The organism is Fontibacillus phaseoli, assembly GCF_003337355.1.
Lineage (GTDB): Bacteria > Bacillota > Bacilli > Paenibacillales > Paenibacillaceae > Fontibacillus > Fontibacillus phaseoli.
Genome location: NZ_QPJW01000001.1, coordinates 718955 through 732720 on the forward strand (window position 1 = coordinate 718955; position 13766 = coordinate 732720).

Genomic DNA, 13766 nt, shown 5'->3' on the forward strand with positions numbered 1-13766 from the left:
ATCCGAAGCGGGAGCCAAACATCTCATGAATTTGCGAATCAAGCTGTTTACGGCGTTTCTGGGGCTTGTCATTATTCCATTATTCATTCTGGGGATCATTACTTTTCTGATCACGTTCCGGTCGATCGAAACCAAGTACAGTCAACAGACTGAATATTCGTTGAAAGCGATAGGCTATAGCATCAAAAATATATTTCATGAGATGGATAATGTGACTGACAACGGGATTGCCAAAGGCGTATTTCAGGCGGCGTTGATTGCCCAGGATCCGGATTCTCAGGATTTGACGGCAGCGAATCAGCTTGAACTGAATGCCAATCAGCGTAATTTTCGTTCTTTGCTGTATAATCATCCCGCAATCGATTACGCTTTCCTGTACAATGTTCACGGCAACAAAGATTCCAACGTGATCACGATATTCAATAAGGAAAACTTTGAGACTCTTCCTTATGAGCAGTTCAAGGGACACGAACTGTACAATGAGGTAATGGAGCTTAACGGCAATCCGAAGTGGATTGCGCCGCATGAATATCCGGAGTTGACCGGCTCGGAAAACGTGTTTACGCAAATTCGGCTGATCAAGGATTTGGACAGCTTTAAACGGGTAGGCGTACTGGTCGTCCAGATTAAAAACTGGGAATTTGATAAAATATTTCAAAATCTTACTTTGGGCAGCAAAATGAAGGATACCCGCTTTTTTCTCGTGAACGACAAGGGACAGGTACTCTATGATTTTCAATCGGAATTGAACGGAGAAACTTTGCAGCCCAACATTCAAAAAAAACTGGCCGTGACTAAAGACGCGCTTAGTTTTAAAGGAAAGTTCAACGGGGAAGAAAGCGTCATTTCGATTTACAGTTTGAAGGAATACCCGTGGAAGCTTGTGTCCGTAACCTCCTGGCATTATTTGTCCCAAGAAGTAACGACTTTTGCCAAATGGTTCGTTGCCATCATTCTGATTTGCGTACTCACGGCCATGCTGTTTAACTTCTTGTTCATGAACCGGATCACCGGGACAATCGGCGTTATCGTCCGATTCATGAGAAAAGTGGAAGACGGCGATCTGAGCGCGCGGGTCGACGAAAAAGGCGACGACGAGTTGCTTTTGCTGCAGCAAGGATTCAATAGTCAAATGGATAAAATCAACGAACTGTTTAACCAGGTGAAAAGAGAACAATTGCAAAAGGCGAATGCCGAACTCCGGGTCTTGCAGGCGCAGATCAAGCCGCATTTCCTGTTCAATACGCTGGAATCAATCAACGTGCTGGCCGTGCAAAACGAAGGGCGGAAAGTGAGCGAGATGGTAATCCGGCTTGCCAGCATTTTGAGAATCAGCATTCAGGACAAAGAAGAAATTTCGCTCGGGCTGGAAATCGAGCACCTGAGGAATTATCTGGAAATCCAGAAATTCCGATTCGAGGAGTTGTTCGATTACGAGATGGATATTCCGGCCGAGATGATGAATTGCATGCTGCTAAAGCTTACCCTGCAACCGCTTGTGGAAAACAGCATTCAGCACGGGTTTGAGGGCATAGACTATAAAGGAGTCATCAAGGTAACGGGATTTATGGAGGAAGACCGTCTTTTGCTCCGGGTCGAGGATAACGGCATTGGAATGTCCAGTGAGCAGTTGTCCATTATCCAATATGCGGACCCCGATCTGGTCGAACAAGCCGTAAAATCGTATCCTAGCCATGAACGGCGGGGACTTGGATTGAGAAGCGTGTTTGACCGTCTCCGGTTCCAATACGGCAGCAAATACGGACTGTTCATCTGTTCACAGCCTGGCCGAGGTACGGTGATCCAGTGCGTGATTCCAAAATATGAATTGGGTGATAAAATATGAAGCTGAAAGTTTTGCTGGTGGACGACGAGATTCATATTTTAAACAATTTATCCAAAGTGCTTCCGTGGGAGGCTATGGGTTTCGAAATTGCCGGGTTGGCCAAAAATGGCGTGGAGGCGCTGGAAACGGCAATCGAGCATCAGCCTGATTTGATTTTGTGCGACATCCGCATGCCGATCATGGATGGAATGACGCTGATTCAACATTTGCGTGAGCAAGGACTGAGCAGCGAGATCTTGCTTCTGACCGGATACCAGGAATTCGAATATGCCCGAATCGGGATCAGATATGGCGTTCGGGACTATATTTGCAAGCCGATCAATTACTACGAGCTTGAGGAAGTTGTACGAAAGATAGCGGATCAAATTATAGAAAGAAGAAAGAAACAAAGCAAAGAACAGCGCTTAAACCGGGTGGCTTCTTTAGCTAATGAAAATTATATACTTCACACGTTGTTGGGTCAGGAGAGAGAAGAAGAAGGCGTATTGTGGGATGAAGAGGACGGCGGCGAAGAAAGCAAGACCCGCGGCGTCCTGCTGCTGGACCTGGAGGGTTATGCCCACAAGTCCATTTCCTGGACATTACATGAACGGAAAGCCTGGAATTTGCACATCAAAAATCTGCTCAAGGAAATGTTTGCATCGATAATTAAACAATATACGGTATTGCAAGTAAGGGAAGGGGAATGGTGCATTATTTTTCATTCCCCGCAAGAAGAGATCACGAAAGATCAGCTTCGGCCTGGTTACGAACAATTGCAGGGGATTGTCAGCGAAAAGGAAGGCATGATGATCCGCATGTGTTTGGAGCAGAGTCCGGTTGGATGGACCGAAATGTCCTCCGTCTATCAGCGCATGCAGCAAATGCTCATCTTATGTCCGCCGCTGGAATGGTTTCTGGATGCCCGTCTGTTTGTGGAGTCATCCGCGTCCTATACGGATTCGAAAGGCTCCCAGTGGCGGTTTATCGAGCAAATCGGGAACGGCCTCCGAAACGGAAGCCACGAATTGCTTGTCCAGGTCGTTTCGGAGTTGAAATACTACGTGGGCCATATGACGGAGAATCGGGCGGCTGAAAAGCTGCTACATTACTTGCTGATTCACTTGCTTCGTGAAATGCGCGAGCTGCAGATGTTGTCTGGAGAACAGGAGCAAGCCGTTTGGCTCCGGCTTCAGGAGTTTCTTAGTTTGAAAGATCTGACATCGCTCGTTATTTCCTTGGTGGACCGGGCAAGAGAATCGCTTGCGGCCAAGAAATCATCCGAAACGCTGATGATGTCTGCACAAAATTACATTCAACATCATTTGGGCGATGATTTCGGTATTGAGGATATAGCTGAATATTTAGGCATCAGCTGCAGTTACTTCTGCCTGCTCTTCAAGAATCATTTTGGCGAGACCTTTGTTGAGTATTTAACGAAGCAACGCGTTGAGATGGCGAAATGCCTGCTGAGCGGCAGCGAGAAATCGGTTACGCAAATCGGCTCCGTCGTAGGTTATCAGGAGCGAAGGTACTTCACGAAAGTGTTCCAGAAATATACCGGGATGACTCCTTCGGAATTCAGGTTGAAGGAAACGTCCATATCCTGAGTAAGGAAGGTGCCAACGTGGAATTGTCCAAATTAACTTTGGAAGAAAAAATCGGTCAGCTGTTTATTTGCGGTTTTCACGGGCTGGAAGCCGATGAGCAGATCAAGAAGTTAACAAAGGATTATCATATCGGCGGAACGGTTTACTTCCGCAGAAACGTGGAATCGGTGCCGCAGCTTGCGGCGCTGTCCTCCAGTTTGCAACAACTGCCGCGTAATAATCATGAAATTCCGCTGTTTATTTCGATTGACCAGGAGGGTGGGATGGTAGCGCGCCTGGATCATGAGGGAATGAGCCGGATTCCCGGCAACATGACGCTGGGGGCCGCAGGGGATGTTCAATTAACGGAGGCGGCGGCCGTGCTTGCAGCGAAGGAAATGCTGTCACTCGGAATCAATTTTAATTTCGCGCCTTGCATCGACGTCAACAATAACCCGTCAAATCCGGTTATCGGCGTAAGAGCGTTCGGTGAAGATCCGGTGAAGGTGGCGGAGCATGGCAATGCGGCGATCCACGGATATCAGCAAACCGGCGTGATCGCGACCGCCAAGCATTTTCCCGGTCACGGAGATACGGCGGTCGACTCTCACCGCGGATTGGCCGTTGTTCCGCACGATAAGGAGCGGCTCAGCAAGGTTGAACTGCTCCCGTTCCGCGAAGCGATCGCGGCCGGAGTCGATGCCATCATGACGGCGCATGTCATCTTCCCGGCGTTCGAGCCGGAAGAAATACCGGCGACGCTGTCCCGCCGGGTCCTTACGGATCTGCTGCGCGGAGAACTAGGGTATGAAGGAGTCATCGTGACGGATTGCCTGGAGATGCACGCCATATCCAAGTCCTGCGGGATTCCGGAGGGAGCGGTTGCCGCGATCGAAGCCGGGGCGGACATCGTGCTGGTGAGCCACACGCTGCAGGACCAGATCGCGGCCATCGAAGCGGTCATCGCTTCCGTTCGGAGCGGCCGGATCAGTCCGGAGCGGATCGACCAATCCTTGGAGCGGGTTCTGGCTTTGAAAGCGAAGCGCCTTGCTGCAGGCACCGTCAATACAAGTGGATCTCCTGCGGCGGTTCCCGTGCCGCTGACACCGTCTGAAGAAAGCGGGGCGCTTCTTACCCGGATCGCGGAAGGCAGTGTTACGCTCGTCAAGGATGCGGGCAACCTGCCTCTGAAAGGTGCCGAGCCGATTCTGGTTATCTGGCCGGAACTCCGTCACCGGACGGAAGTCGACGAACCGGCTGTGCACAGATATACACTGGCGGATGCGTTAGGAGCTTATGTCAACAACGTTGAACTTTCCGTCATCGGAACTCTTCCTTCGGACGTGGAAATTCAAGAGGTTCTAAGGAAAAGTGTCGATTATGAGCAGATTGTAGTTGTGACCTATACGGCCGAGGGGGAAATTCCGGAAGGTCAGATCCGGCTTGTAGAAGCTTTGAACCGGGCCCATGGCCCGAAAATCATTGTTGCTTCGACCCGAAACCCGTATGATATCAACGCATTTCCGGATACAGGCACCTACCTCTGCCTGTATGAGAACCGTTCCTTCTCCCTGGATGCACTGGCAAAGGTTTTAACGGGTAAGTTGGTTCCTACGGGAAGGCTCCCAGTGAGCCTAAATACCCGATACCCTGCTGGATTCCGTCTTTAATATTTTTTTCTTCGACAAACCTGATAATGATGAAATGGCAGACCTTTCATTCGGGAGGGTCTGCTGTTTTATTTTATTGCCCTGACAACGTTTTTTTGCTTTACTTAATGGGGGGAGTTATTTTACATTGCTTTGATATTAGGAGCAACTTTTCCCGAAGTTTAGCGTTTAATAGTATGTGTGATTGACGAGAAAGTTACAAAATGGGAGTAGAGAAGGAGTCTAGCATGAATTTCAAAAGATTGGTCATTACAACAGTTATAGCGGCTTCGCAAGTTGCGATGGTCCTCCCCGCCAGTGCGGAAGAGATGGTCCAGACAAATCCTCAAAGCGAAGTCAATGTTTCAGGGCAAGCGCTTAATAACGCAAATACCGGAAACCTGAACCAGAATGGGACGGTAGACGGAACGACAAACCCGGATCAGGGACAAGTTGATAGCCAAATCGATGGTCAGGTGACCGATGAAACCGGTGGAACTACGGTTCCGGGCAGTACGGATGAAGGAACCGGTTCGGAAGGCTCGGAAACTGGCGGAAACACTACTACAACGACTCCGCCGGTTGTAGATAACACTTCGGCCAGCAGTACGGACGGTAAGCTCATCCTGATGATGAACAGCAAAAAAATGTATCAAAACGGAAAAGAATACCTGGCCGGATATCCGATGGAAGTCCAAAAAGGAGTTTCTTACGTCTCGATCCGCGCTATCGTTGAACGCGCCGGATTGCAAATCAATTATGACAGCAAAACCAAAGAAACGATTATTCAGCGGGGAAGCGACGAACTTCGTTTTAAAGTGAACTCTTCGAGTTACAAAGTCAACGGAGTCACGACTAAAATGAGCGGCACTTCATATTCTACAAAAAATAATTTCATGGTTCCGTTAACGGCAATCACGAAAGCTTTGAATATGCCTTACGAATGGGATCAAAAAGGCAAACGCGTCATCGTGAGCGTTTCGACGAAGCCGGTTGCTTCGTTTTCGATCGGAAACAAAGAGGTGATTTCCGGCGAAACCCAGGTCCAGTATCTGAACAATGCATACTCGCCTTCGGGATTGCCGATCGTGAATGAGGAATGGCTGGGACGCGAAGAGATGTTTATGACGCCGGGCCAGTACGTCGTCACGTACCGGGTGCAGGATTCCAGCGGTCAGTGGAGCGATCCGTTCTCGCTGACAGTAAATGTGGTGAAGCCGCATACGCCTCCTGTAGCCAACTTCACTACGGATAAAGAAACCTACAAAATGGGTGAACTCATTACTTATAACGATCTCAGTACGGATGAAGTCGGCATCAAGGATCGCGACTGGGAGAACAGGGAGCTAGCTTTCTTTACACCGGGACCGGTCTCTATTAAATTGACGGTAACTAACCAATTCGGGTTGACTTCAAGCGTCGAAAAGATGATCACCATTACGAATGAAACGCTATATACTCGTGATGATTTCAACAAAATCTTCACGCCGGTCGGCGACAAATACATGTTCGACGGAACTCAGGTTCCCTCCTGGGCCAAAGTGAACTATTCGTTCACTGCGGATCCGACGACGCTGATCCGCAGTAACAGCCCCGAAACCGTGTATTCCGAAGGGGTTGTGTACCGTGAAACCGCGATCGGAGACACTCGCTTTATGATCCACCATGCGAACGCGACTGGCAAAAGCGTGAAAATGTACGTTATCGCAAGCAACAAAAACACGACGGAAACCGCCCGCCTGACGCAAACCAATCTGGGCTTTGCGGGACCTAACCAATATGCAACGGGCGTAGGTAAGGCTTCGGTTCAGCGTTATTATGAATCGTTGCAAACCGGAAATAAATACAAAGACATGTGGATCGCCCCTGGCGAAAGCAAAATTATTTTGACCGAACTAAGCGCCACCTCCATGAAGCCGGGAGAAGTCATTTCCCTCTTAGCGGATTTGTACAGCGATCAAACGTTGCAATATGATGTGATCATGCTCGATGCGAGTAAGGATCCGTTCAAATCGCTGCCTTATCTGAGTGTGCTGCCTTCGGATATTCATAACCGGGGGACGTATACCGATGCAACAAGACATATCGAATATAGTGAATTAATCGGTACAACACCTACCCGACTTCTGATTGGTGACAATTCCAGCGATCCATTCCTTGTAGGAGAAGACGGCCCGACCGGAGAGTACAAATTGAATGCCGGCAACTTCGGCGTTGTTTACACCATCAAACTTCACCGTGTTGCTCCTAACACTTTGATTACGTTCAATCCGCGCGGCGGGTTCTATACCGGCAACATCATGGTTAACGGTAATATCGTGCCGATCGCTAACAGCAGCGGTTTGAGCGCGCCGAACGAGAACAGCGTATTGTTCCGTTCGGGAGACCGAGAACAGACTGTGGAATTCCTGTTTACTGCCGCACCGGGCAGCAACTTGTCGGTCAATCTGCTGTTCCAGCCGATGCCGGAAGTGAAACAACCTTAAGTTCGAGCTTCAGAAATTAGAGGTATGCTTTAATCCAAGAGTCCTGGACTTCGCTCCAGGGCTCTTTTTTGTGTCATATTTGATCAGGGGTTGATTGGCCACGGGCTTTGACTTATGTTGAAGCGAGCGCCTTCATTGACGGAGGCTCTGTTTTGCGTCATTATTAGTAGTGACGCATGGAGGTTTGTATGACGGGAGGAATGTCGCATGCTGTCAACAGAACAAATTATCGCTGTCATGTCCGCCCAAGGATTGCGGATTACCGACCAGCGCAGAACCTTGGCCAAGCTGTTTGCCGAGCGCGACGGTTATTTGACGCCCAAGGATGTATATGATTATATGTGCAAGCAGTATAGCGGGCTCAGTTTTGATACGGTGTACCGGAACCTGAGAGTCATGGAAGAGCTTGGAGCCATCGAACAAATCGTGTTCGAGGACGGGTTAAAGTTCAGGGCCAGCTGTAACAGCGAAGGATATCATCATCATCATCTGATCTGTTTGCAGTGTCAAAAAACATACCCGATCCACTTCTGTCCGATGCCGCTGACGGATGCGCCGGAGGAATTTCAAGTGGTAAAGCATAAGTTTGAAGTGTTCGGTTATTGCAAGGATTGCCGGCGGGACGGTACCGTGGAGAAAGAAAAGGCTGCCCAACAGAGCGGAGGAAGCTAAGATGGGCATAGTACGCAAAAGCCTTCAGGGTCCGATTCATTTTTACCGGAAATTTATTTCTCCGCTGAAGCCTCCTACCTGCCGCTTTTATCCGACCTGCTCCGCGTATGCGCTTGAGGCGATTGAGGTCCACGGGCCGATCAAGGGTCCTCTGCTGGCGGCGAAAAGGATTGCCAAATGCCATCCTTTTCATCCTGGCGGACTTGATCCGGTACCCCCTAAGCGCATAAGGGGCGAAAATAACGGGGAATCGGCGGAACAAGACAATGGCAACCGCGATCCGCTTTCCGCGAAATAACCTTGTTTTTTCGGTAGTACGGCATCTCCTTGACAGAGATAATGTCTTTTCTTAATATAAAGGAATAATACAATTTTCGATGAACGGATGAGTACAGGGTTTTAGGTCCAGCAACAGAGAGCCGGGGTAGCTGAAAACCGGTCTGGAACGGCCTTGGAATATGGTCCGGGAGAAACTGCTTTCGAGTCGGATTTTATTTTGGGTTCGATAAGGGAGCGGCGCGGCATCCGGCGTTAGCGGAGGGTCATCATTGACCGGCTGAGCCCGTTCGCTGTAAAGCGGCGGGGAATTTGGGTGGTAACGCGTGAGCTTTCTCTCGTCCCATGATGGGGCGGGAGTTTTTTTGTTTACCCACGAACATGCTTTGAAGATAATGCGCTCTATAAGAAAAAGGAGATGAAGATGATGTCAGACAAAAAGACGTTCTACATCACGACACCAATTTATTATCCCAGCGATAAGCTGCATATCGGGCATGCTTATACCACGGTCGCCGGGGACGCCATTGCGCGTTACAAGCGCCTGCGCGGGTATGATGTCCGCTATTTGACGGGTACCGATGAACATGGCCAAAAAATCGAACGGAAAGCTGCTGAAGCCGGCAAAACGCCACAGCAGTTTGTCGATGATATCGTGATCGGAATTAAAGAGCTGTGGAAAAAGCTCGATATTTCAAACGATGATTTTATCCGGACAACTGAACCGCGGCACAAAGCCGTTGTCGAGGAAATCTTCGACCGATTGCTGCAAAAGGGCGATATTTACAAGGGTGAATATGAAGGCTGGTATTGTACGCCTTGCGAATCGTTTTTTACGGAACGCCAGTTAGTGGATGGAAACTGTCCGGACTGCGGACGTCCGGTGGAGCTGGTTAAGGAAGAGAGCTACTTTTTCCGGATGAGCAACTATGTGGATCGCCTGCTGAAGTATTACGAGGAAAACCCGGATTTTATCCAACCGGAATCCCGTAAAAATGAAATGATCAACAATTTCATCAAGCCGGGCCTGGAAGATCTTGCGGTTTCTCGGGCCACTTTCGATTGGGGCGTTAAGGTCAAAGGAGATCCGAAGCACGTCGTTTATGTATGGATCGATGCATTGTCCAATTATATAACGGCACTTGGTTACGGCACGGAAAATGCCGAGCTATTCAACCGTTATTGGCCTGCGGACGTCCATCTGGTCGGCAAAGAGATCGTACGCTTCCATACGATTTACTGGCCGATCATGCTGATGGCGCTCGATTTGCCGCTGCCCAAGAAAGTGTTTGGTCATGGCTGGCTGTTGATGAAGGGCGGCAAAATGTCCAAATCCAAAGGCAATGTAATGGATCCGTTCGTGCTGATCGACAGATACGGGCTGGACGCCACCCGCTATTACCTGCTTCGCGAGGTGCCGTTCGGCGCGGATGGTTCTTTTACGCCGGAAAGCTTCGTGCAGCGGGTGAACTCCGATTTGGCGAACGACCTCGGAAACTTGCTCAATCGTACGGTAGCGATGGTAGGAAAATATTTTGACGGCGTCGTGCCTGCCTACGCGCCTGGCGTTACGCCATATGATGCGGATTTGTCGAACCTGGCGCAGGAAACGGTGGCCAAGGTCGAAGAGGTGATGGAGAATCTGGAATTCTCCGTGGCGCTTGCTGCCATCGGTTCGTTTATCGGCCGAACCAACAAGTACGTCGATGAAACTCAGCCGTGGGTACTTGCGAAAGATGAGGCCAGACAAGGCGAACTGGCTTCCGTAATGGCGCACCTCGTAGAATCGCTGCGGATCGCCGCAATACTGTTGCAGCCGTTCTTGACCCAGGCGCCGGCCAAAATCTGGGCCCAGTTGGGACTTGTTCCCGGCGAGCTGACGAGCTGGGAGAGCGCCAAAACGTTCGGCCTCATTCCGGCCGGAACGAAGGTGGGCAAAGGAGAGCCGATCTTCCCGCGGCTCGACGCCGAGATCGAGATCGAGTACATCGCGAACTCGATGGCCGGGGGAGCCGCAGCAGCGTCAGCAGAGGCAGACGGGGCGGTAAAGGCGGAGGTTGAACCAGCCGCCAAGCCGGAGACGAAGGACGAAATCGGCATTGACGATTTCGCCAAGGTGGAGTTGCGTGTAGCTGAGGTACTGGCTTGCGAGCAGGTGCCGAAAGCCGATAAGCTGCTGAAGCTGCAGCTTGATCTCGGATTTGAACAGCGGCAGGTGGTATCCGGCATTGCGAAGTTTTATAAGCCGGAGGAGCTCGTCGGCCGCAAAGTGATTTGCGTGACGAACCTGAAGCCGGTGAAGCTGCGCGGGGAGTTGTCCCAAGGGATGATTCTTGCGGCGTCCCAGGGCGACCAATTGACCCTGGCTACCGTGCCTGCTTCCATGCCAAACGGAGCAATCGTGAAATAAAATAATGAAGTTAACGCCAAGGGGCTGCCCTTGGCGTTTTTTTTGTTCTTGGAGTTGCAATAATAAGAATAATAGAGAAGGTGGTTGACACCTTGTTTAGATTACCCCTATAATCATATTTGTAATTATTACGATTAAGAGGAGAAAGATTATGAATTACTACATAAAGAACGGATGGAGAATGATTTTGCCGCTGATTGCTTCGCTTATTTTGTTGGCGGGTTGCGGGAAGAGCGCGGGCGGGGAGATCGTTCCGGGTAAGGTGAATGTGGTCACCAGCTTTTATCCCATCTATGAGTTTGCCAATGCGATCGGTGGAGAGGACGCCAACGTGATTAATCTGCTTCCTGTCGGGGTGGAGCCGCATGATTGGACGCCGCGCAGCCAGGACATTCTTAACACTTCAAAAGCTGAGCTGTTCCTGTACAACGGTGCCGGGTTGGAAGGTTGGGCACCGAATTTCCTGAAAGGGCTGGGCAAGGATGCAAACGTAAAGACCGTAGAAGTCAGCGATGGCATCGAACTTATTTACAGCGAAGGAGATGACGGGCACGGTCATGGAGAAGAAGGACATGGTCATGAAGAAGAGGGTCATGATCACGAAGCCGAAGGACATGATCACGAAGCCGAAGGACATGATCACGAAGCCGAAGGACATGATCACGAAGGCAACGAAGAAACGCCGGATCACCATATTGACCCTCATACTTGGGTAAGTCCGAAATCCGCGAAGATCATCGTTGAAAACATTAAAAATAGCTATGTCGAAGTCGATCCGGACCATCGGGAAAATTACGAAAAACGCTATGCTGAACTTGTCCAAAAGCTCGATGCGCTGGATGCCAAATTTACCGAAGAACTGTCCAAAACGAGCAAACATGAAATTGTGGTATCTCACCAGGCGTTCGGATATTTGAGCCGCGATTACGGGTTGACGCAACACGCGATCATGGGACTGTCGCCGGAGGCCGAACCAAGAGCGCAAGATTTGGTGAATCTGTCCAATATGGTGAAAGAGGAAGGAATCCGTTATATCTTTTTCGAGGAATTGGTCTCCGACAAGCTGGCCAAAACTCTGGCAAGCGAAGCGGGCGTGGAGACGCTGGTGCTGAATCCGGTGGAAGGATTGACGAAGGATCAACAAAAAGCGGGAGACAATTACTTTACGCTGATGGAGAAAAATTTGCAAAATTTGATTCTCGCACTACAATAAAGAGAGAAATTATTGGAACCGGAAGGACGAAGACTAATGAAATCAGAGGCTGCCGCTCCTGCGGCGTATTGTCATGATCATATCATCGAACTGAACGGGGTCTCGTTCGCCTACAAGGATCAGAAGGTCATTACTGACCTGGACCTGGTCGTTAAAGAACGCGATTTCGTTGGCGTCATCGGTTCTAACGGTGCCGGAAAAACAACGCTGCTCCGGATGATGGTCGGACTACTTCGGCCCACGGAGGGGGAAATCCGGCTGTTCGGTCAGCCGATCCGGCGTTTTCGCGACTGGGAACGGATCGGATACGTACCGCAGAAAAACGCCTTTAATCCCCTGTTTCCGGCGACGGTTAGGGAAGTAGTGATGTCCGGCTTGTACAGCAACAAGAAACTGTTCAAACGGGTTGGTAGAGGTGACCAGCAAAAATGCGATGATGCGCTGGAAGTGATGCGGATCGGGGATATTGCCGGAAAACGGATCGGGGAGTTGTCCGGAGGGCAACAACAGCGGGTGTTTCTGGCCCGTGCCCTGATCAATCAGCCGGACCTGCTGATTCTGGACGAACCGACAGTGGGCATTGACGCGCAAACGCAGGCTGATTTTTTTGAACTCATTTTTCATATGCATGCCCATCACCACATGACGTTTTTGATGGTTTCTCATGACATCGAAATGATTGAAGATCAGCTTGGGAAAGAACCCCGCGACCGCTGCGGCGGCATCAAGTTTTATGTGCGCCATTCGCATGAACAGGACTGCGCCATACCCGGCCTGCAGCATTCTCTTTTATAGAAATGATTGGAGATGTGACTTTTGGAAATATTAACTGCTGATTTTTTTCAAAGAGCGCTGACAGGCGGGTTGCTCATTGGGCTAACGGCTCCCCTGATCGGCATTTTTCTTGTCTTGCGGCGGTTGTCCATGATTGGAGACACGCTGGCCCATGTGACGATCGCCGGGGTCGCGCTGGGATTTTTGATTGAAGTATACCCGATCGGGGTAGGTTTGGTATTTGCCGTGGCCGCTTCCTTTGCAATCGAAAAGCTCCGGAAGGCGTACAAAAGTTTTGCGGAACTGTCCATTGCCGTCATCATGGCCGGGGGCGTCGCGCTCGCCTCGCTGTTCTTTACGCTGGGAATGGGTTACAATAACGATGTAGTCAGCTACCTGTTCGGCAGTATTTATACGTTGGATTCCACTGACCTGTACGTGGTAGGTGCAGTGACCGTTGTGGTCGTGGTGGTTATTTCCATCTTTTTCAAGGAAATGTTCCTGCTCACGTTTGAAGAGGATGCCGCCTCGGTCAGCGGTTTACCGGTAAAACTGCTTAATCTGCTCATTACCGTAATGACTGCGCTTGTCATCAGCACAGCCATTAAGATCGTCGGAGCATTGCTGGTCTCCGCTCTGTTGACCATACCGGCGGCTTGCAGTCTGCTGATCGCCAGAAGCTTCAAAACCTCGGTCATCTTCTCCGTAGTCATTGCGGAAATTGCCGTGGTGGCCGGCCTCGTGATTGCCGGAGTCTGGAATCTGGCCCCGGGGGCAACGATCGTACTGCTGCTGATCGCGATGCTTATCTTAACGTTGATCGGCAAAAAAGGGCTTCCTGCCTGATTGATAAAATATATGTTCGTATGTGG

The 13766-nt window shown here is 50.1% G+C and carries 10 protein-coding genes; all 10 read left to right on the top strand.

Going from position 1 to position 13766, the window contains the following annotated elements; all coding sequences use genetic code 11:
• Positions 1–25: 25 nt before the first annotated feature.
• The 10 genes from DFP94_RS03500 to DFP94_RS03545 all read left to right on the top strand — a co-directional run bounded on the left by DFP94_RS03500 (position 26) and on the right by DFP94_RS03545 (position 13740).
• A complete protein-coding gene (locus DFP94_RS03500; RefSeq protein WP_114495034.1) occupies positions 26–1846 on the top strand; it encodes a cache domain-containing sensor histidine kinase in 1821 nt (606 codons plus the stop codon).
• Positions 1843–3435: a response regulator gene (locus tag DFP94_RS03505; protein WP_114495035.1), complete on the top strand. Its 1593-nt coding sequence runs from the start codon at positions 1843–1845 to the stop codon at positions 3433–3435. Before DFP94_RS03500 ends, DFP94_RS03505 begins: the two co-directional genes overlap by 4 nt.
• 17 nt (positions 3436–3452) lie before the next feature.
• Positions 3453–5084, top strand: a complete 1632-nt coding sequence (gene nagZ, locus DFP94_RS03510; RefSeq protein WP_114495036.1) for a beta-N-acetylhexosaminidase — start codon at positions 3453–3455, stop codon at positions 5082–5084.
• Between the two features lie 227 nt (positions 5085–5311).
• A complete protein-coding gene (locus DFP94_RS03515) occupies positions 5312–7549 on the top strand; it encodes a stalk domain-containing protein (RefSeq protein ID WP_114495037.1) in 2238 nt (745 codons plus the stop codon).
• Positions 7550–7756: 207 nt separating this feature from the next.
• A complete protein-coding gene (locus DFP94_RS03520) occupies positions 7757–8221 on the top strand; it encodes a Fur family transcriptional regulator (RefSeq protein WP_114495038.1) in 465 nt (154 codons plus the stop codon).
• Position 8222: 1 nt separating this feature from the next.
• Positions 8223–8519, top strand: a complete 297-nt coding sequence (gene yidD, locus DFP94_RS03525) for a membrane protein insertion efficiency factor YidD (RefSeq protein WP_114495039.1) — start codon at positions 8223–8225, stop codon at positions 8517–8519.
• A gap of 405 nt (positions 8520–8924) precedes the next feature.
• Complete coding sequence (gene metG / locus DFP94_RS03530) at positions 8925–10907, top strand: methionine--tRNA ligase (RefSeq protein ID WP_245954579.1); 1983 nt, start codon at positions 8925–8927, stop codon at positions 10905–10907.
• A 151-nt stretch (positions 10908–11058) separates the two neighbouring features.
• Positions 11059–12120: a metal ABC transporter solute-binding protein, Zn/Mn family gene (locus DFP94_RS03535; RefSeq protein ID WP_114495041.1), complete on the top strand. Its 1062-nt coding sequence runs from the start codon at positions 11059–11061 to the stop codon at positions 12118–12120.
• A 36-nt stretch (positions 12121–12156) separates the two neighbouring features.
• Positions 12157–12915 (top strand): metal ABC transporter ATP-binding protein, encoded by a 759-nt coding sequence (locus DFP94_RS03540; protein WP_114495042.1) that lies wholly within the window; start codon positions 12157–12159, stop codon positions 12913–12915.
• Between the two features lie 21 nt (positions 12916–12936).
• On the top strand, positions 12937–13740 hold the full coding sequence (locus tag DFP94_RS03545) for a metal ABC transporter permease (protein ID WP_114495043.1): 804 nt from the start codon (positions 12937–12939) through the stop codon (positions 13738–13740).
• Positions 13741–13766: the final 26 nt, after the last annotated feature.